The sequence below is a fragment of the Pseudomonas jilinensis genome, from assembly GCF_003586265.1.
GTDB classification, from domain to species: Bacteria; Pseudomonadota; Gammaproteobacteria; order Pseudomonadales; family Pseudomonadaceae; genus Halopseudomonas; species Halopseudomonas phragmitis.
Window position 1 is genome coordinate 1 of sequence record NZ_QJSA01000022.1, and the last position, 20,183, is coordinate 20,183.

Sequence of the window (20,183 nt, forward strand, 5' to 3'; positions counted from 1 at the left end):
CTGTGCGGCTCGCAATGACGGGGAACGGCTGAAGGCTGGGGTCTTTCTCGTCATCGCGAGGGCCGCAGGCCCGTGGCGATCCAGGGTTTGGTAGTCTGACAGAGCGAGCCCGGTCTGATTCGCGGGCATCACAGTTATCAATGAAAGTTTTCAGTCATATTCCGAACACTTACACTCGCCCGCGTTCTCAACAGAGGTTACTGTCATGACCGATATCCTGCCCGATGCCCGCAACCTGGCCTTTGAGCTCTACGAAGTGCTGGATGCCGAGGCTCTGACCCAGCGCGAGCGTTTCGCCGAGCACAACCGCGAGACCTTCGACGCCTCGATCAACACCGCCCGCGCCATCGCCGAGAAATATTTCCTGCCGCACAATCGCAAAAGCGATGAAAACGAGCCGCAGTATGTCGATGGCGCCGCCGAACTGATTCCCGAGGTAAAACCAGCGGTCGACGCGTTCCTTGAGGCCGGTTTCCTGAATGCCACCCGCAGCTTCGAGCAGGGCGGCATGCAACTGCCTACGCTGTTGTCCCAGGCCTGCTTTACCCAGTTCCAGGCCGCCAACATCGCCACCTCGTCCTACGCCATGCTGACCATGGGCGCAGCCAACCTGATCGAGACCTTCGGTAATGAGGAACAGAAACAGCGTTTCCTGCAACCGATGATCGAGGGTCGGTTCTTCGGCACCATGGCCCTGACCGAGCCGCATGCCGGTTCCTCGCTGTCGGACATTCGCACCAAGGCCGAACCGGCCGCCGATGGCAGCTATCGACTCAAGGGCAACAAAATTTTCATTTCCGGCGGCGATCACCCGCTGTCGGAAAACATCGTGCACATGGTGCTGGCCAAGCTGCCCGACGCCCCGCCCGGGGTCAAAGGCATCAGCCTGTTCATCGTGCCCAAGTTCCTGGTCAACGATGACGGCAGCCTGGGCCAGCGCAATGATGTGACCCTGGCCGGCCTGTTCCACAAGATGGGCTGGCGCGGTACTACTTCCACCGCGCTGAACTTCGGTGACAATGGCGAGTGCGTCGGCTATCTGGTGGGCAAGCCGCATCACGGCCTGAACTACATGTTCCAGATGATGAACGAGGCCCGTATTGGCGTTGGCATGGGTGCGGTCATGCTCGGCTACGCCGGCTACCAGTACTCGCTGGACTACGCCCGCAACCGCCCGCAGGGCCGCCTGCCGGACGGCAAGGACCCGACCAGCCCGCAGGTGGCAATCGTCGAGCACACCGACGTCAAACGTATGCTGCTGACCCAGAAGGCCTACGTTGAAGGTGGCTATGACCTGGGGCTCTATGCCTCACGACTGGTCGACGACAGTGAAACCCTGCCGACCGAGCAGGAGCGCAAAGACGCCCACCAGTTGCTCGATCTGCTGACCCCGATCGTCAAGGCCTGGCCGTCAGACTACTGCCTCAAGGCCAACGAACTGGCAATCCAGATTCTTGGTGGCCATGGCTACACCCGTGAATACCCGGTCGAGCAGTACTACCGCGACAATCGCCTGAACCCGATCCATGAAGGCACCAACGGCATCCAGTCGCTGGATCTGCTGGGGCGCAAGGTGGTGATGAACAACGGCGCCGCGCTCAAGCAGCTGTCAGCCCTGATCCAGGACACCTGCCAGCGTGCTGGCGAGCATACCGAGCTGAACGGCCTGCGCGAGCCGCTGGAAAAGCTCCATGCGCATCTGGGCAAGGTGACCCTGAGCCTGCTCGGCAACCTCGGCCAGGGCAAGGTCAACGAGGCGCTAGCCAACTCAATCCTGTACCTCAACAGCTTCGGTCATATGGTGATCGGCTGGCGCTGGCTGGAACAGGCCGTTCGCGCTCAGCAGGGCCTGAATGCCGGCAACCCGGCTGATGCCGACTTCTATCGCGGCAAGCTGCAAGCCGCCCGTTACTTCCTGACTTGGGAAGTACCGAGCTGCCACCATGCACTGAACCTGCTGGAAAGCCTGGACCCTACCTGTCTGGAAATGCAGGACGCCTGGTTCTAAGCCTCAACGCTGCTTCCTTGTGCCCCGGCCACCAAGGCCGGAGCGCAAGGAAGCGCTTCCCAATACCAGCCAGTCAGACTACCCTTCTGTCAGTCACTGTCTGGAAGCTGCTTCATGCGTTATCCGCTCGTTCTTGTTCTATTCCTGTCCCTGATCTGGCCGCTGCCGGGCTTCGCCCAGTCAGACCTGGATACCACGATTGAGTCGGTGCGCACCAGCATCGAGCACCTGGCCGAAAGCGCCTTGCCCGAAGCCGAGAAGAAGGAATTGCAGGAGCTGTATCAAAGCACTTTGGGCTTTCTGCAGCGCAGCAAGACATCCGACGAAAACCTGGCCGCCCTGCGCCAGGAGCTGGATCAGGCGCCTACGGTCATCAGCGATCTGCGTCGCCAGTCCGAACAACTCAAGGTCACCGACAGCGACCAGTTGCGCCAGCGCTATACCAATCAGAACCTGGAAAGCCTGGAAGAACTGCTGGGCAACAAGGTCGGCCATATGTTCGCCTGGCAGAACGAACTGACCAGCGTCAACAGCGACCTGATTGCCGCCCAAACCCGGCCGGAACGCACCCAATCCAGCATTTCCAGCAACCAGACCCGCGAGCAGGCCATCAACGAGCAGCTTCGGCTGCTGCAGCGCCAGCCCGACAGCGCCGTTAAAAGCGCCAGACAGAGCATGCTGCGGGCCGAATTGCAAAGCCTGCAACGAGCCAACGACCTGCTGCGCCAGCGGCTGCTGGGCAACAGCGTGCTGCAGGATATCGCCACCCAGAAACGCGACCTGCTGAGTCGGCAAATCAGCGAGATCGAAACCGATCTCCAGATCCTCCAGGATGTGATCGACGACAAGCGCCGAACCCAGTCGGAACAGGCTGTCAGCGACGTGGCCAGCCAGGTACTGGAGGGTAGCGAACATCGGGTGTTGCGCGAACAGGCTGGACTCAACCGCCAGCTCAGCGAAGAGCTGCTGCGAATCACCAACCAGATGAGCGACCTGACCCGCAAGAACATCCTGACCCAGCAGCAGATCGACAGCCTGACCCAGATTGATCAGGCGCTGGAACAGCAGATCAGCGTACTGGAAGGCAGCCTGGTGCTGTCACGCATCCTCCAGCAGCAAAAACGCAATTTGCCCCAGGTCCGGGTCGACTCCAGCGTCACCGAACTGATTGCCGAATTGCGCCTGCGTCAGTTCGAGCTGACTCAGTTACGTGATGAACTGGCCACGCCCAGTGCCTATCTGGAACGAGTACTGCAACGCCTGCCGGAAAGCCTGCGCGAGGAATTGCGCCCGGACCTTGAACAGGTGGTCAACAGCCGGCCCACACTGGTCGAGCAACTAATCACCAATAGCAACAACCTGCTGAGCCTGGCCATTACCCTGCAACTGAATCAGCGCCAGCTCCAGCAACTGAGCGGCGACCTGCGCCGCACCATCGATGACCAGTTGTTCTGGGTGCCCAGCAACCGACCGATCGACAAATCCTGGCTGACCGCCCTGCCGGGCCGTATCGGCCAGCAGTGGACCGAGCTGGCTCTACTGCAGCAATCCAGCCTGCTAATCAAGGCATTGAGAGACAACCTGCTGGGTGTAGGGCTATTGATCGTCGGCCTGGGATTGTACTTCTGGCGACGACCATTGCTGCGCCGGACCTTGCGGAGCGTGCATGACGACATTGGCCATTTCCGCCGTGACAGCAGCCGACATACACCCAAGGCAATACTGCTGACTGCGCTACTGGTTACGCCCGTGCCCTTCGTGCTGGCCGGGCTGGGCCTGATTCTGAAGCTGAGTGAAACCGACGACCTGACGGCGCTGAGCGCGGCCCTGCTGCAAGCTGCGCTGGCCTGGTTCGTCCTGCATCTGCTGTACCGGGTATTCGATGCCCAGGGTATTGCCGAACGGCATTTCCGCTGGGATACCACGCTGGTGCAGCGTCTGCACCGCCTGACCCGCGACGTGGCCTGGGTCGCTCTGCCTCTGGTGGTGGTCATCGCCCTGGCCGAAGTGTTGCCCGAGCACTTGAATGACGACGTACTCGGCCGCCTGATCATGTTCTTCGGCCTGTTGGGGCTTGGGGTTCTGCTGGTGCGGCTGATGTGGCGTACCGAGCCACTCTACAGCTCTCGCCTGGTTCACCACAGCGCCACCCTGGTACTAGGCCTGACGCCCCTGATTCTGGCCGGCATGACCGCCTGGGGTTATCACTACACCTCGATCAGACTGGCTGACCGGTTCATCGACACCCTGTATTTGATCGTGGCCTGGATGCTGGTTGAGGGCACAGTAGTGCGCAACCTCAACGTTGCCGGTCGCCGGCTGGCCTATCAACGGGCACTGAGCAAGCGCCAGGCCGCGCAGCAGCAAGCCAAGGAAAGCAGCGAGGACTCAGAGATCGTCGCCGTCGAGATCCCGGAAATGGACCTCCAGCAGATCAACCAGCAATCTCTGCGACTGGCCAAACTGGGGCTGCTGCTGTTGTTCGGCGTATTGGTCTATCTGACCTGGTCTGATCTGGTCAGTGCAGCCTCCTATCTGGAGTCGATTGCCCTCTGGGAATACAACAGCGGGACCGCAGACAACCCGATGATCGTACCCATGAGCGCCGCCGATGTGCTCGGCGCGCTGGTCATCGTGGTGCTGACCATCACGCTGGCCCGCAACCTGCCGGGCCTGCTGGAAATTCTGGTGTTGTCGCGCATGGAGCTGCGCCAGGGCAGCAGCTACGCCATTACCACCCTGCTCAGCTACACCATCATCAGCATCGGTATCATCAGCGGCCTGTCGGCGCTTGGCGTGAGCTGGGACAAGCTGCAATGGCTGGTGGCCGCACTGGGTGTTGGCCTGGGCTTTGGCTTGCAGGAAATCTTCGCCAACTTCATTTCCGGCCTGATCATCCTGTTCGAGCGACCGGTACGCATCGGTGACGTGGTGACCATTGGCACGCTGTCCGGCACGGTCAACCGCATCCGGATTCGCGCCACCACCATCACCGATTTCGACCGCAAGGAAATCATCGTCCCGAACAAGACCTTCGTCACCAGCCAGTTGATCAACTGGTCGCTGAACGACACCGTGACCCGGGTGACGGTCAAGCTCGGGGCGGCCTATGGTTCGGATCTGGCGCTGATCAAGCAATTGCTGCTGCAGATCGCTGACAACAACAGCCGGGTACTCAAGGACCCGGCGCCGGTTGTACTGTTCCTCAACTTTGGTGACAGCACCCTGGACCATGAACTGCGTATTCATGTGAAGGAACTGGGTGACCGCAACCCGGCCATCGATGAAATCAACCGTGAAATCGATCGACTGTTCCGCGAAAACAACATCGAAATCGCCTTCCGCCAGGTCGACGTCAACCTGCGCACCAGCGAAGGTCTGGAGAAGCTGATCGAAAGCCGCAAGGGCTAAGGGGCTGGAAACTGCGAGCCTTGATTGGGAACGAGCCTAACGCTTGAAGCTTTGGGCTCGAAGCCTGAAAATGCCGCAGTCCACCACCTCGAGAACTCTCCGATGCCCAAAGCTTCCGAATTGAAAAAAGGCCAGATCGTGCAGGTCAACGGCCAGCCGCACATCGTCTCGCAGATCGACGTCAAAAGCCCGTCCTCGCGCAGCGGCACCACCCTGTACAAGGTGCGCTTCAACCATGTGCAGACCAAGCAGAAAGTCGACCAGAGCCTGACCGGCGATGACTTTCTGACCCCGGTGGACTTTCAGAAGCGCCCGGTTGCTTTCCTCTATCAGGATGCCGACGGCTACACCTTCATGGATAACGAAGACTTCGCCCAGTTCACCCTGAGTGCCGAACAACTCGAAGAGCAGTTGCCCTATCTGTACGAGAGTATCGAAGGTTTGTATGGCCTGCTGGTTGAAGGCAACCTGGTTGGCGTGGAGCTGCCAGCCGTGGTGGAAATGCCGATTGAAGACACCCCGCCGGCGATCAAGGGCTCTTCGGCCAGCGCCCGGACCAAGACTGCACGCTTTGCCACCGGCCTGGAAATCCAGATCCCCGAGTATCTGGAAACCGGTGAAGTGGTGCGCATCAACACCGAATCCGGCAAGTTCATGTCCCGCGCCTGAGCCGCTGCCAGCCATAACTGATTAGAAGAGAGCCCATGACCAGCCCCCACATCATTGAGCCTACCAGCCCTGCCGACGCCTGCGTGATCTGGCTGCATGGCCTTGGCGCCGACCGCTTCGACTTCGTCCCGGTAGTCCAGATGCTCGGCCTGCCGGCCGGGCATGGCATTCGCTTCATCTTTCCCCAGGCGCCGACTCGGCCGGTCACCATCAATGGCGGCTTCCCGATGCCCAGCTGGTACGACATTCTCGGCATGGCGCCAGCCCGCGCCATCAATCATGAGCAGATGCAGCAGTCGGCTGACAGCGTAGAAGCTCTGATCCAGCAACAACTGGCAGAGGGCATTGCTGCCGAGCGCATCATCCTGGCCGGTTTCTCTCAGGGCGGCGCGGTTGTGCTGCACAACGCTGCTCAGCAACGCCGGGCACTGGGCGGGGTCATGGCGCTGTCGACCTACGGCCCGACCCTGGACAGTCTGCTGGCCACCCCCGGCGCACCAGCCCTGGACATCTTCTTCGGTCACGGCCGCCACGACGACATCGTTCTGCCGGCCATGGGGCGTGATGCCTGTGAGCGCATGCAGGCTGCCGGTCACCGTGTGGAGTGGCATGACTACCCGATGACCCACGAAGTCTGCCCGCAGGAAATTGCCGACATCCGCCACTGGCTGGGCAGCCGGCTCGGTCTCTGAATCCAGCTTGCGATTCGCCAGCCAACCCCGTCATCGCGCAAGGTCCACAGTGCAGACAGGTGCGGGGTTGAACTGGCTACCTCCCCCCTGTCATCGCGAGGGCCACCGGCCCGTGGCGATCCAGATGCCTGGCGCATGCACGCGGCAACAATCCGAACTGTTCAAAAAATCACCGGCCGGAGTCTTCGCACTCTGCCCGGCTTGCATTACACTGGCCCGTTGACACTCACCCTCAAGCCAGAGAGATGCCTGTGCTTAAAGCACTAAAAAAACTATTCAACAAACCCGGAGAGCCGCTGCAGGAAGACAGCCTGCCCGATATTGAAAAACAGCAAGCGGCTACCAAGGAAAAAAGCCGAGCGCTCAGGGACAGCAAACCCCGTCAGGACAAGCCCCAGGCCGGGAAAGACGCACGCAAACCCCGACAGCAGGACAAACCCAAGCGCAAATCCCCGGCACCGGCCGAACCAGCCAAGCCATGGTCACTGCACGATTTCCAGGTCGCTCCGGCCGAAGGTAAAACCCGCTTCCACGATTTCCCGCTGCCCGACAGCCTGATGCGCGCCATTCAGGAGCAGGGCTTCAGCTATTGCACCCCGATTCAGGCTGCCGTACTGGGCAAGACTCTGCGTGGCCAGGACGCTATCGGCCGGGCCCAGACCGGCACCGGCAAGACTGCCGCGTTCCTCACCTCGACCATCTCCCAGTTGCTGGATACCCCGCCACCGGACGAACGCTTCATGGGCGAGCCGCGCGCGCTGATCATTGCCCCGACCCGCGAGCTGGTCATGCAGATTGCCAGCGACGCCGAAGGTCTGACCAAGCACTGCAAGCTCAACGTCATGACCTTCGTCGGCGGCATGGATATCGACAAGCAACTGCGTCAGCTCGAACAGCGCTACTGCGACATTCTGGTCGCCACTCCAGGCCGGTTGCTGGACTTCTGCAACCGGGGTGAAGTGCATCTGGATCTGGTGGAAATACTGGTCCTGGATGAAGCCGACCGCATGCTCGACATGGGCTTTATTCCCCAGGTTCGGCAGATCATCCGCCAGACTCCGCGCAAGGGTGAGCGCCAGACCCTGCTGTTTTCGGCCACCTTCAGCGATGACGTGATGAACCTGGCCCGGCAATGGACCGAAAATCCCGCAGTGGTCGAAATCGAGCCAGAACGCCCGGCCTCGGAAAACGTCACCCAGCAGGTCTATGCGGTCAGCGGCAGCGACAAATACAAGCTGCTGTTCAACCTGGTGACCCAGCTGGAACTGGAACGGGTGATGGTGTTCGCCAACCGCAAGGACGAAGTGCGGCGCATTCAGGAGCGCCTGGTACGCGACGGTATCGATGCCGCTCAACTGTCCGGCGACGTGCCACAACAAAAGCGCGTGCGTACTCTGGAGAACTTCAAGAACGGCAAGCTGCGAGTACTGGTGGCCACCGATGTGGCCGGACGCGGTATTCATATCGACGGCATCAGCCACGTGATCAACTACACCCTGCCGGAAGATCCCGAAGACTACGTGCACCGTATCGGTCGTACCGGGCGCGCTGGCGCCAAGGGAACCTCGATCAGTTTTGCCGGTGAGGATGATGCCTTTCAGGTGCCGCCGATCGAAGAACTGCTGGGCGGCAAGCTGGACTGCATTCCACCGGAGGAGCGTTTCCTCAAGCCGGTGCCCAAGCATCAGCACAGCGCCGAAGAACATGCCGAAATCCGCGCCAACGAGACCGCCCAGGCCGAAGCCGCCGCCCGCGCCCGCCGGCGCAGCAGCAACCGCCGCGATACCCGCCGGCGCTAAGGAAACATTGATTAATTGCACGCAAGCTCAGTAGCCCAGTTGGCGCTGACCTGTTCTGGACTGTCGATGCCCTGGACGGGCATCGTCAAGCCCCCATGGATGGGTTCACGGCGTGTCCAGAACAGGTCAGCGACAATTGGGCCAACACTGAAACAGGCTTAACCAGTGTTCCCAAAGCAAATCAATCAGGGAATGTTCCAACCGAGGCGCGGCATTTTTTCAACTGCCGGGCCGATGACTATAACGTGATTTTTTCACCCCTGCCCAGCACTGTTCGTCGATTGATGAATTAAATTTTTTTGCGCTTGTCAGCGTCACGAAAGCTGCGCTATACCTCGTTCAACCGGTTCCAACCCAAGGGTGATCCCTTGATACCCATGGGCGACGAGAACCGGCCCCGCGGACTGCCAGGTCCCGCCAGGGCACTGATACAGTTCGGAATGATCGGCCCCTTGCGAGGTGTACGCCTATGGATGCGTGCGGACATACCCGACACACTTTCTACGTCCTTGATACCAATGTCCTGATTCACGACCCCAACGCCCTGCTCAACTTCGAGGAACACCACGTCATCATCCCGATGACAGTCCTGGAAGAACTCGACAAGCTCAAATCCGGAAAATCCAGCACCGCCGCTGACTGCCGCCAGGCAATTCGCGTGATCGACAAGACCCTGAATGATGCACCACCCGACCAGGTTGAACAGGGCGTACCGATCCAGCGCGGCAAACTCGGCCTCAACGGCACGCTGGCAATCCTGATGGAAAAAGCGCCGACACCCTCGCTCTGCCTACCCAACGACCTCAACGACAACAAGATCATCAACCAGCTTTGCCTGCTAAAACAGCTTCACCCCGAAGATCGCATCGTCCTGGTCTCCAAGGACATCAACATGCGCCTGAAGGCGCGTGGCTGCGGGATCGATGCCGAGGACTACCACACCGACCAACTGCTCGACGACATTGATCTGCTGGCCCGTGGTTACCATCAGGTTGAAGGCTCATTCTGGGACCGGGTTACCAAGGTCGAAACCCGGCAGTTGAGTGGCCAGACCCTGCACGATGTGCAACTGACCGACAACCTGCCCGCCCTGCACATCAACGATTTCATCATCGACGATCAAGGGTTCATCGGCTGGGTCAAATCAATCCAGGGTGGTCAGTTGTGTATCCGTGATCTGCATCAGGAGCCGCTGCTGCATCAGGAAGCCTGGGGCCTGCGCCCACGCGACGTGTTCCAGGCACTGGCCATGTACGCCCTGCTCGATCCAGACATCCATCTGGTCAACCTGACCGGCGCTGCCGGCTCGGGCAAGACCATCCTGGCGCTGGCCGCAGCCATCGAGCAGACCATGGTCAGCAAGACCTACCGGCGGATCATTGCCACCCGCAGCACCCAGGGCCTGGACGAAGACATTGGTTTTCTGCCCGGCACCGAAGCGGAGAAAATGGAACCCTGGCTCGGCGCGATCACCGACAATCTGGAAGCCCTGCACCTGGATGACGAGTGCACCCACAGCAGTGTCGATTACATCCTCGACCGGGTGCCGCTACAGTTCAAATCCCTGAACTACATTCGCGGTCGCAGCTTTCAGCAGAGCTTCATCCTGATCGACGAAAGCCAGAACCTCACCCCACACCAGATCAAGACCATCATCACCCGCGCCGGTAGTGGCTCAAAGGTGGTCTGCCTGGGCAACCTGGCGCAGATCGACACGCCCTATCTCAACGCCACCAGCTCAGGCCTGACCTACCTGACCGAATGCTTCAAGGACTTCCCCCACGGTGTGCACATTCACCTGCAGGGCGTTCCGCGTTCGCTGTTGGCCGAGTATGCGGAGAGTCATCTGTAAAACCCTTCACCGGAGGCTGGCAGCCCCAGCCTCCGGCCTTCTGGGTCATTGCCGGGCTATTCCAGGGTAAACCACTGTACTTCGACGCGGCGATTGAGATCGCTGTTGCTACCGACCGGCTCTTCCCAGCCACGCCCGACCAGCTCGATCCGGTCACGCTCAATGTCAGGGTGACGTTCCAGCAGCGCATCGGCCACCGCCTGGGTACGTTGACGTGACAACTCCATGGCCTTCATCGCCATGGCGCGCACCAGCGCCGGTCCACCCTGACGTTCGAACTCGGGCACGCTCTGGTCATCGACGTGCCCTCTCAGCAGCACCATTGAACCCGGACTGACCTGCAGGAAGCGCTTGATATCATCCAGAAACGCCTGGTTCTCGCTGGCCCGCGCATCCAGTACCGCTGAGTTGGGGTTGAAAAAGAAGCGGATGTCCTTGCTGAGCAGGGCATCACCCTCAATCGCTACACGGCTATGAGTCTTGATCGGCGCAATGGCAATGCTCTGACCGGCATAGATGCCACGAGCTTCCAGCGCTTGCAGAGCGGCCAGATCGACGAAACGGGCCGGATCGGACGGGTTGCGGATCAGGTTGCCGTAAGCCAGCACGGAAGACTGGAAAATACCCTGGTAGGAGCCGGCCGAGTCAATGGTGCCTTCGAAAAAGGCCTTGTTCTCCGGCACGTTGCTGAAGTGCACCTTGCCAAGCTCATCCCGCGTCTCGTCCTCGCTCCAGCCAAAAGCCCGGCCAACCAGAGCCAGATGAGCCTCTGGGGCTTCACGCAGTTGCTGGTTACCTTCCATCAGGCCATGCACCAGGCCTTCGACCATGCGCGGCTGACTTTCGGCAAAGCCCTTGTTGACCAGCAACAGGTCGGCGATGACCAGCAGGTTGCGGTTTGAGACCAGCATTTTCGCCAGGCCGCGCGACTCTGCCACAACCTGATCGGTACGCGGCGACCAGCCCACACAACCGTTCAGACGCCCGGTGCCAGCCTCCAGCACCTGTGCGTAGGCGTCGCAGGCAACCACCGCATCCTCATAAAACACCAGCCCAAGCTCAGCCGCACCCGGACGTGCATCCAGATCATCCAACACCCGGATCGGCACACCGGCCTCGGAAGCCAGATAACGGATGAAGAAGTCGCTCTCATTGAATTGGCTTGCTGCCAGCACCTTGCCCTTGAGCTGGTTAATGCTGGTGATGCCCTGATCTACCACGACCTGATTGGCGCCCCGTGAGAAGGCAATCTGGGCCGGCACCTTGACCTCGAACTGACGCCCCAACACAGCCAGCACATCGGCGGTGGTGACCGAAGCCCCGACCTGACCGCTGTTGAGCTTCGACCAACCCTCTTCTTCACTCAAGGTCAGCCGCACCTGAAAGCCGTACTCACGGGCAAAAATCGAGTCCGGATTAGGCTCCAGCCCGCCGTTGGCGACGACCAAGCCGGCGTAACCGGCGTATTCACTGATGTCCACATCAACCACACCGCCCTGCGGCACATAGGGCGCAGCCGGGGCCAGCGTCGGCAAACTTTGCAGTGGTGCCTCAGGCACCGGCGCACCGGAGGCGGGGGCAGAGTCCAGGGTTATGTCAGCCGCACTTTCCTGATGGCCATCCCCATCCTGAGCGAGCATCCACACGCCCATGCCGACCAGGACCGCAACCAGCATGAAGAAAACAAAGATGCCGGCAACCGAACCGGCCTGCCGCTGTCGCAGCTCTTTCATGAACAATCTCCTTTTGTGATAAGCATCAGGCATCCCTTGCAGCATCAGGGCAATGCGCGCAGCCGGCTAAGTTACTTGACTCGCCGTTGCAACGAAAGCCCTTGAGGGTGATTAGCCGCTTCTATCAAACCAATACACACGCTCTTATGCGGCTTGCGGCATAATAGGCCCCAGCTATTAACGGAGGTGCTTTTATGCTGATGGTCATTTCCCCGGCCAAGACCCTGGATTACGACACCGCGCCGGTGATCAGCGATTACACCGAGCCACGCTTTGTCGAACACAGCCAGGCACTGATCAAGATCCTGCGCGACAAGTCGGTACAGGACATTGCCGAGCTGATGTCGTTGTCAGACAAGCTGGCCGCGCTCAACGTCGCCCGCTACGGCAGCTGGCACCCGCAGAGCACGCCCGAGAATGCCAAGCAGGCGCTGCTGGCCTTCAAGGGGGATGTCTATACCGGACTTAACGCCGAGGACTTCGAGGCTGAGGATTTCGCCTTCGCCCAGCGTCACCTGCGCATGCTGTCAGGCCTCTACGGGCTGCTGCGCCCACTGGATCTGATGCAGCCGTATCGACTGGAAATGGGCACCAGGCTGGCCAACCCACAGGGCAAGGATCTGTATGCATTCTGGGGGGATCAGATCAGTGAATGGCTGAACCAGGACCTGGCTGAACAGGGCGATCAGGTGCTGCTCAACCTGGCCTCGCAGGAATACTTTGGCGCAGTCAAACCCAAGGCGCTGAACGCCCGGGTGATCAATACCGAGTTCCGCGACCAGAAGAACGGTCAGTACAAGATCATCAGCTTCTACGCCAAAAAGGCCCGTGGCCTGATGGCCCGCTACGTGATCAAGGAGCGCCTGACCGATCCGCAAGCGCTAAAGGACTTCAACCTGGACGGCTACTACTACGACCCGGCCAGCTCCAGCAACGACAAGCTGGTGTTTTTACGCGACGAGCAGAGCTGAGCCCACTGGATCGCCACGGGCCTGCGGCCCTCGCGATGACGGGGAAGAGGTGCGAACCCTGCCTACACGGACTCCCGCCCAGGACAAGGGTACAGCCTCGTCCCCGCCAGAAGCGTACAGCCCTCCGCTTCTGCCGAGGAAAAAGAGCGCACGCCAGGGGAGCGAGCGCAGCCCACACGCAGGGCACCACCGCCTCCCGTCATTGCGAGCCGCGTAGCGGCGTGGCAATCCAGAGCGGGGTCGATCAGCTATCAAAACCCGGGTAAAGCCGCTGCACCTTGCGCAGCAGAGCCGGCCAGGCCAGGTTGGCGCCAGCGCCCTTGGTAACGTCGCGCATGCTCTGAATCGCGCTATCAAGAATCACCTGCGGAATCGGAATCAGCTCACTGCCACCGGCCTGAGCCTGGACCTGAATCTCGCAGCAACGCTGCAGGGTATACATGCCCAGGAAGGCTTCAGCGACGTTGCGGCCACAGGTCATCAGACCGTGGTTGCGCAGCACCATGTTCTTGGTCATGCCCAGATCCTTCTGCAGGCGAGCTTTCTCGTCCTCACGCAGGGCCACACCCTCATAGTCGTGGTAGGACAGACTGCTGAGTACAAACAGTGCCTGCTGGGAAATCGGCAGAATGCCGTCCTTCTGCGCCGACACACCAACACCGGCATTGGTGTGAGTGTGCAGCACGCAACCAACATCGTGGCGCACCTCATGCACAGCGCTGTGGATGGTGAACCCGGCCGGATTGATATCGTAGGGCGAGTCCATCAGCTTGTTGCCTTCCAGGTCGATCTTGACCAGGTTGGAGGCGGTAATTTCTTCAAACATCAAGCCATAGGGGTTGATCAGGAAGTGCTCGGTGCCCGGGATCTTGGCTGAGATATGAGTGAACACCACATCATCCCAACCGTACATGGCGACCAGGCGGTAGCAGGCGGCCAGATCGACACGGGTCTGCCATTCCTCGGCGCTGACCTGATCCTTGACGTCGAGTACCGGCAGGTTCTGCATTGCATTCATCGGGCTATCCTCTTGTGATTGTTGGGATCACTGATCCACAGCCGGCCAAGATGCGGCATACTGTCGCGATCAGTCATAGGGGGAGTCTAGACCGTGACCACGAAGCGGACTGTCTCGCAATTTACAGTGTCGGGCAAAGCCGAAGATCATAAGTTGGCCAAGCTGCTACAGGACAACCGCTGGTTCAGCGAATTGCCACAGCCGGTGCTCGACGATATTCAGGCCCAGGCCCGTTATCGCAAGCTGGAAGATGGCGAGTGCGTCTACGCCAAAGATGATATGCCCGATGGCCTGTACGGGGTACTCAGTGGTGCGGCCCGGATCAGCAACATCGGCCAGGACGGACGCGAGGCGGTACTGGCAATTCTCAGCCCGGGTAGCTGGTTCGGTGAGGTGTCGCTGTTCGATGGCCTGCCGCGCTCACATGATACCCACGCCAGCGGCCCGACCGAACTGCTGTTCATTCCACGCCAGAATTTTCAGCAGTTGCTGGAACGTCATGCCGAGCTTTACCCGCTGTTCATGCGCCTGCTCTGCCGCCGTCTGCGGCTGTCATTCACCATGCAGGAAGACAGCGCCCTGCTGCCACTGCCATCGCGCCTGGCCAAACGTCTGCTGATGCATGCCCACAACTACGGCCAGACCGAAGACTCCGGCGGCCGGCTGGCCGTGCAACTGTCTCAGGAATCTCTGGGGCTGATGCTCAACAGCTCACGGCAAAGCATCAACAAGCTGCTCAAGCGCCTGGAAGCAGCCGGCTGGCTACAGATCCGCTACGGCCTGATCATCATCGCCGATGAACAGGCCCTGGCCCAGTTGGCCAACGGCGAGCAGCCGGAAGACGTCAGCCCTTGAGCAGTGCGGCCAGCTCGTCGATCCAGGGCTCGGCGTCCAGTTCGGGGGTCACGGTTTCACTGGCATCCAGTTGCAACATGGGCAGCGCCTCACGGGCCTGCAACTCCAGCATCAGCTCGCGCAGCAGTTGGCCACCCTGGCAGAAGGTATCGCCATAGGAGGAATCGCCCAGGGCGATCACACCGAACGGTACGCCAGTAAACAGCGGGAAGCGATCCTGCAGTTCGTGATAGAACGGCAGCAGACTGTCGGGCAACTCGCCCATGCCGGTGGTCGACGTACACAACACAATGGCTTCAGGCTGGCTGGCCAGCAGCGCATCCACCGTTGCCGGCTTGACCCGGCTCACCTGCAAACCGGCTGCGGCCAGACGCGCGGCGGCCTCATCGGCGACCAGATCTGCTGTGCCATAAACCGAACCACTGACTACCGTAACCTGCATAAACGCCCCCATGACTGTTGAACGGGGGCTATTATGCCGGATTAGGGACCGGACTGCCCGGCCATGGACAGCCAGACCCGATCCGATAGAATGTCAGCAAACCCTATGAGAGCGCTGCGGCAATGATCAATGCCAAACTACTGCAAATGGTGGTCAATGCATCCAACGACGGCATCGTGGTGGCCGAACAGGAAGGCGACGACAACATTCTGATTTACGTGAACGAAGCCTTCGAGCGGCTGACCGGCTTCAAGGCCGAGGACATTCTTTACCAGGACTGCCGTTTCCTGCAGAAAGACGATCGCGACCAGCCCGGGCTGCGCAACATTCGCGAGGCGATCAATACAGGTCGCCCCTGCCGTGAGGTGATACGCAACTACCGCAAGGACGGCTCGCTGTTCTGGAATGAACTGTCGATCACACCGGTGTTCAACGAAGCCGACCAGCTCACCTACTTCATCGGCATTCAGAAGGATGTCACCGCCCAGGTCGAAGCCCAGCAGCGGTTACAGGAACTGGAAGCCCAGGTAGCCCAGCTCAAGCAGCAACTGGCAGCCCGGAACGATCAGGGCTGATCCAGACGACCGCCCAGTAACGCCCGCAGACGCCAGGTCAGACCCTGGTCCAACTCACCCAGCAGCACCACGCCCTGCTTGCTCAGGGCCGCGCTCTGCTGCTGGCAAGCATCCCCTACCAACGCCAGCGGGCACTCCAGCGCCTGCTCCAGGCGGCGCAGGGTGGTCAGCACCCCGCCCTCCAGAGGCTGATCGGCGTACAACAGCACGGCGGCATAGCCATCCGCCGGGATATGGCCAGCCAAACTCGCCAACCCCACCGGCTCGAACAGACTGACAGGCGCGGCATCAGCATCGGCAATCAGCGCCGCCGCCAGCAATAGCTCCAGCTCTTGCTGAGGTCCCGGCAGATTGATCAACAGCACACTGGGCGCTTCTGGGCTGTGATAGGCAATCCGCTGGAACAGCCGGCTGCGCAAGAAACCATCCAGCAAAGCCCAGCAGGCCGGTCCGGTACTCTGCGAGCGTTCACGCCAGATTCGCCAGACCGGCAGCAGAACATCGGCAAAGGCTACCGCCAGCGGAAAACTGGCCATGATCTGACCATAGACCGACTCCAGTTGGCGCACGTCAAACCCCGCCAACGCTGCATGCAACCGCTCGCGCCAGATCCGCAGTGCAGCCGGCAAGGGCTCGGCATCGGCAGTGGCTGCCGGTTCAGGTAGTGGCTGCCGGTCGATGACCGACGCTACCTTGCTGACCGTAACGCCCCGCTTGATCCAGGCGGTAATGGCCCGCACCCGCTCGATATCGGCCATCGAGTACAGGCGGTGACCACTGTCGGTCCGGTGCGGGATCAATAATCCATAGCGGCGCTCCCAGGCTCGCAGGGTCACCGAGTTGACTCCGGTCAGGCGCGACACTTCACGGATCGGATAAAGCTCCTCCTGCTCCAGTCGCTCGAGCGGGCAGCCTTCTGTATTGGCGCTATCATCGGTCATGTTGGCATGCTGTCTGTTGTCCGCCGACAGGCGGTGTTGGCTCAAACGGAACACGGCGTTAATTAAGTTGTACCAGTATTGTACAACAGCGCAAACACTGTAACACTTTGCAGAACAACCAGAGCGGTTAAAGGCATCCGGACCACAACGCGCTACAGTCCCGGGCGGGTTTGCATGATAATATTCATCGCCCGTCCAGAACATGGACATCCAGAAGGCTGAAGATGAACGACACCCCAGCAGTGCTGATTACCGGCGGCGCCCAACGCGTTGGCCTGCACTGTGCGCGTCGGTTCGTCGAGGACGGCTACCCGGTGATCATCACCTGCCGTCGGTTGCGCCAGGAGTGGCAGGCAAATCCGTTACAGGGCATTGAGCCGATCCTCGCCGACTTTTCCACCCAGGCCGGAATCGAACGGCTGGTCGCTCAGCTCCACGAGCGCGGCACCCGGTTGCGGGCACTGATTCACAATGCCTCGCTCTGGCTCGATGATAGCCATGCCAGTGAAGGCTTCCAGCAGATGTTCATGGTCCACATGCAGGCCCCCTATCTGCTGAACCTGGCCTGCGCCGACCTGTTCCCCAGCGACCAGCCGGCCGACATTATCCACCTGGGCGATGACGTGACCCGTCGCGGCAGTGCCAAACATATCGCCTACGCCGCCAGCAAATCCGGCCTGGAAGGAATGACCCGCTCCTTCGCGGCCCGTTTCGCACCACGGATCAAGGTCAATGCCATCGCCCCGGCTCTGATCATGTTCAACGACGGCGACAGCCCCGCCTATCGGGAACGGGCACTGGCCAAATCGGCCCTGGGTATCGAGCCCGGGCCGGAAGTGGTCTACCAGTCCATTCGCTACCTGATGGACAACCCTTACGTCACAGGTACCTGCCTTGAGCTGAACGGCGGCAGGCACCTCAAATAATCAGTACGGAATTTCCGCCATGAGCCTTGAAAAACTGACCCAGAATTATCACGACATCCTCTCCAACCTTGGCGAGGACCCAGACCGTGGTGGCCTCAAGGACACCCCCAAACGGGCAGCCAAGGCCATGCAATTCCTGTGTCGCGGCTATGACCAGTCGTTGGAGGAAATCGTCAACGGCGCGCTGTTCGAGTCGGACAACGATGAAATGGTGATCGTCAAGGACATCGAGCTGTACTCGCTGTGCGAACATCACATGCTGCCCTTTATCGGCAAGGCTCACGTCGCCTACATTCCGACCGGCAAGGTCATCGGCCTGTCCAAGGTTGCCCGCATCGTCGACATGTTCGCCCGGCGCCTGCAAATCCAGGAGAACCTGACCCGGCAGATCGCCGAAGCCCTGCAGTCGGTTACCGAAGCACGCGGCGTTGCGGTCGTGATCGAAGCCAAGCACATGTGCATGATGATGCGCGGCGTCGAGAAGCAGAACTCATCGATGTACAGCTCGGTCATGCTTGGCGCTTTCCGCGAATCGGTCAACACCCGCCAGGAGTTCCTGCAACTGATCACCCGAGGCCAGTAAGTCATGCAGCAGATTACTCCCGGCCTGGCCAGAATCCGGATCAAGAACCTGCGCCTGCGTACCTATATCGGTATCAATGAAGAGGAAATCCTCAACCGCCAGGACGTAGTGATCAACGCGACCATTCTCTATCCTGCAAACCAGGCGGTAGAGGTCAACCAGATTGACCAGGCGCTCAATTACCGGACCATCACCAAGGCCTTTATCCAGCATGTCGAAGCCAATCGCTTCGCCCTGCTCGAACGCCTGACTCAGGAACTGCTGGATATCGTCATGGCTCATGCCCAGGTGCGCTATGCCGAGGTCGAAGTCGACAAGCCCCACGCCCTGCGCTTTGCCGATTCGGTCTCGATCACCCTGAGCGCCAGCCGCGACTGACACCGCCTGGCCAGCCTGGGAGGCAGCCTGGGAGGCAGCCTCGGCCAGGATCAATTATGCTTTTCAAAGACCGGGCAACGATTGCCCGGCCCAAAGCCTGCCAGTATCATCCATGCCAGTCCTGACCCACGCGGAGTAGATCATGACCAATCAAGAGCGCATCGAACTGGAAGCCGCCGCCTTTCGCAACCTGGTGAGCCACCTGCGCAGCCGCAAGGACGTGCAGAACATCGACCTCATGACCCTGGCCGGCTTCTGCCGTAACTGCCTGGCCAAGTGGTACAAGGCCGCCGCCGACGACATGGATATCGCCATCAGTATCGACGAAGCCCGCGAAGCCATCTACGGCATGCCCTACGCCGACTGGAAAAGCAAATACCAGAAAGAAGCCACCCCCGAGCAACAAGCCGCATTCGACAAGGCCCAGAAATAATGCAAAGCACGCAGTTCATCGCCAGCCTGGGTACGCCCAGCCACCGTTTTGCCGACACCCTGGCATTCATTGACGCCCACTACGACTATCAGCCCAGCGCCTTTCGCAACGGCGATGTCGACAACAGCGCCGAACAGAACCAGGGGTCGTGCAAGGTCCTGGCCATGGCCCTGGATCTGGGCCTGAGCGATCAGCAGGCTCTGCTGTGCTTTGCCGAGCACTATCAGGCCGTACTCGACGATCCCCACGGCGATGCCCACGGCAACATCCGCGCGCTGATGCGCCATGGCCTGGCCGGGGTCAGTTTCGAGCAACGCCCTCTCGCTCGCCGCCAACCGGAACAAGGTTGATGAACGACTGATGGCAGTCAAACTCCTCAACCCCGAAGGCGACTTTCCCGCTGCCGGCCTGCTGCGCAGGCTGGCCGGAATGTTCTACGACTTTCTGTTGTGCGTCGCACTGGTCATGGTGCTGACCCTGGGCTACCAGCAAGGGCTGCTACGCGCCCTGTATGGCGCCGACACCCTGCTGGCGATGTCCGAAGCCGGCCAACTCGACCGCGACCCACTGCTCGGCGTACTGCTGCTGCTCAGCCTGCTCACGTTCTTCATTGGCTTCTGGAGCTGGAAAGGCCAGACCCTGGGCATGCAGGCCTGGCGCGTCAGACTGCAGCAGCCCGACGGCCGTTCGATCACCCTGCGCCAGGGCCTGATCCGCTTCTTCGTCGGCCTGGCCTCCTGGCTATGCGGCGGCCTCGGCCACCTGTGGATGCTCTGGGACAAGCAGTCCCGCAGCTGGCAGGACATCGCCTCGGGTACGCAGTTGGTTAGATTGCCCAAGCGATAAGGGAACGGCCTAAAGCGGGTACTCCACATACTGCGCCATCAGGTTCGGGCG

Annotated in this window: 19 protein-coding genes; 15 read left to right on the forward strand and 4 right to left on the reverse strand. The window is 60.5% G+C overall.

What is annotated here, in order from left to right:
- Positions 1 to 205: 205 nt before the first annotated feature.
- The 6 genes from C2846_RS17885 (at position 206) to C2846_RS17910 (ending at position 10,431) form a co-directional block, all read left to right on the forward strand.
- Positions 206 to 2,008: an acyl-CoA dehydrogenase gene (locus tag C2846_RS17885; protein WP_080048319.1), complete on the forward strand. Its 1,803-nt coding sequence runs from the start codon at positions 206 to 208 to the stop codon at positions 2,006 to 2,008.
- Between the two features lie 114 nt (positions 2,009 to 2,122).
- Complete coding sequence (mscK, locus tag C2846_RS17890) at positions 2,123 to 5,419, forward strand: mechanosensitive channel MscK (protein ID WP_119702132.1); 3,297 nt, start codon at positions 2,123 to 2,125, stop codon at positions 5,417 to 5,419.
- Positions 5,420 to 5,521: 102 nt separating this feature from the next.
- Positions 5,522 to 6,088 (forward strand): elongation factor P-like protein EfpL, encoded by a 567-nt coding sequence (gene efpL / locus C2846_RS17895; protein ID WP_080048321.1) that lies wholly within the window; start codon positions 5,522 to 5,524, stop codon positions 6,086 to 6,088.
- A gap of 35 nt (positions 6,089 to 6,123) precedes the next feature.
- A complete protein-coding gene (locus tag C2846_RS17900; protein ID WP_119702133.1) occupies positions 6,124 to 6,780 on the forward strand; it encodes an alpha/beta hydrolase in 657 nt (218 codons plus the stop codon).
- A gap of 251 nt (positions 6,781 to 7,031) precedes the next feature.
- The gene (gene rhlB, locus C2846_RS17905) at positions 7,032 to 8,579 is read left to right on the forward strand and encodes an ATP-dependent RNA helicase RhlB (RefSeq protein ID WP_240638229.1); all 1,548 of its coding nucleotides are present in this window, start codon (positions 7,032 to 7,034) and stop codon (positions 8,577 to 8,579) included.
- Between the two features lie 469 nt (positions 8,580 to 9,048).
- On the forward strand, positions 9,049 to 10,431 hold the full coding sequence (locus C2846_RS17910) for a PhoH family protein (protein ID WP_119702135.1): 1,383 nt from the start codon (positions 9,049 to 9,051) through the stop codon (positions 10,429 to 10,431).
- Positions 10,432 to 10,487: 56 nt separating this feature from the next.
- Here C2846_RS17910 and C2846_RS17915 read toward each other — a convergent pair whose 3' ends face one another.
- Positions 10,488 to 12,164 carry a phosphate ABC transporter substrate-binding/OmpA family protein gene (locus C2846_RS17915; RefSeq protein ID WP_165443861.1) on the reverse strand — a complete coding sequence of 559 codons (1,677 nt, stop codon included), beginning with the start codon at positions 12,162 to 12,164 and terminating at the stop codon, positions 10,488 to 10,490.
- 194 nt (positions 12,165 to 12,358) lie between these two features.
- Here C2846_RS17915 and yaaA point away from each other — a divergent pair, with 194 nt between their 5' ends.
- Positions 12,359 to 13,135: a peroxide stress protein YaaA gene (gene yaaA / locus C2846_RS17920; protein WP_119702137.1), complete on the forward strand. Its 777-nt coding sequence runs from the start codon at positions 12,359 to 12,361 to the stop codon at positions 13,133 to 13,135.
- Between the two features lie 244 nt (positions 13,136 to 13,379).
- On the opposite strand, the gene C2846_RS17925 is transcribed toward yaaA, so the two are convergent.
- Positions 13,380 to 14,153, reverse strand: coding sequence for a class II aldolase/adducin family protein (locus tag C2846_RS17925; protein ID WP_080048327.1), 774 nt, complete (start codon positions 14,151 to 14,153; stop codon positions 13,380 to 13,382).
- 153 nt (positions 14,154 to 14,306) lie between these two features.
- Here C2846_RS17925 and C2846_RS17930 point away from each other — a divergent pair, with 153 nt between their 5' ends.
- Entirely contained in the window at positions 14,307 to 15,008 is a 702-nt protein-coding gene (locus C2846_RS17930) for a Crp/Fnr family transcriptional regulator (protein WP_131038240.1), read from the forward strand.
- Here C2846_RS17930 and C2846_RS17935 read toward each other — a convergent pair.
- On the reverse strand, positions 14,998 to 15,450 hold the full coding sequence (locus C2846_RS17935) for a flavodoxin domain-containing protein (protein ID WP_095624117.1): 453 nt from the start codon (positions 15,448 to 15,450) through the stop codon (positions 14,998 to 15,000). The two genes, C2846_RS17930 and C2846_RS17935, sit on opposite strands and share 11 nt — an antisense overlap.
- 122 nt (positions 15,451 to 15,572) lie before the next feature.
- Here C2846_RS17935 and C2846_RS17940 point away from each other — a divergent pair, with 122 nt between their 5' ends.
- Entirely contained in the window at positions 15,573 to 16,025 is a 453-nt protein-coding gene (locus C2846_RS17940; protein ID WP_119702139.1) for a PAS domain-containing protein, read from the forward strand.
- Here the strand turns inward: C2846_RS17940 and C2846_RS17945 are convergent.
- Entirely contained in the window at positions 16,016 to 16,966 is a 951-nt protein-coding gene (locus C2846_RS17945) for a MerR family transcriptional regulator (RefSeq protein ID WP_165443862.1), read from the reverse strand. The genes C2846_RS17940 and C2846_RS17945 overlap by 10 nt on opposite strands.
- Positions 16,967 to 17,190: 224 nt before the next feature.
- On the opposite strand from C2846_RS17945, the gene folM reads away from it, so the two are divergent.
- From folM to C2846_RS17975, 6 genes are all read left to right on the forward strand, one after another.
- Positions 17,191 to 17,892, forward strand: a complete 702-nt coding sequence (gene folM / locus C2846_RS17950) for a dihydromonapterin reductase (protein WP_119702141.1) — start codon at positions 17,191 to 17,193, stop codon at positions 17,890 to 17,892.
- Between the two features lie 19 nt (positions 17,893 to 17,911).
- On the forward strand, positions 17,912 to 18,475 hold the full coding sequence (folE, locus tag C2846_RS17955; protein ID WP_080048333.1) for a GTP cyclohydrolase I FolE: 564 nt from the start codon (positions 17,912 to 17,914) through the stop codon (positions 18,473 to 18,475).
- Positions 18,476 to 18,478: 3 nt separating this feature from the next.
- Entirely contained in the window at positions 18,479 to 18,853 is a 375-nt protein-coding gene (folX, locus tag C2846_RS17960; RefSeq protein ID WP_119702142.1) for a dihydroneopterin triphosphate 2'-epimerase, read from the forward strand.
- A gap of 142 nt (positions 18,854 to 18,995) precedes the next feature.
- A complete protein-coding gene (locus C2846_RS17965; RefSeq protein WP_080048335.1) occupies positions 18,996 to 19,286 on the forward strand; it encodes a DUF1244 domain-containing protein in 291 nt (96 codons plus the stop codon).
- Positions 19,286 to 19,636, forward strand: a complete 351-nt coding sequence (locus C2846_RS17970; RefSeq protein ID WP_119702143.1) for a HopJ type III effector protein — start codon at positions 19,286 to 19,288, stop codon at positions 19,634 to 19,636. The genes C2846_RS17965 and C2846_RS17970 overlap by 1 nt, the downstream gene beginning before the upstream one ends.
- A 10-nt stretch (positions 19,637 to 19,646) precedes the next feature.
- A complete protein-coding gene (locus tag C2846_RS17975; protein WP_080048337.1) occupies positions 19,647 to 20,132 on the forward strand; it encodes an RDD family protein in 486 nt (161 codons plus the stop codon).
- Positions 20,133 to 20,183: the final 51 nt, after the last annotated feature.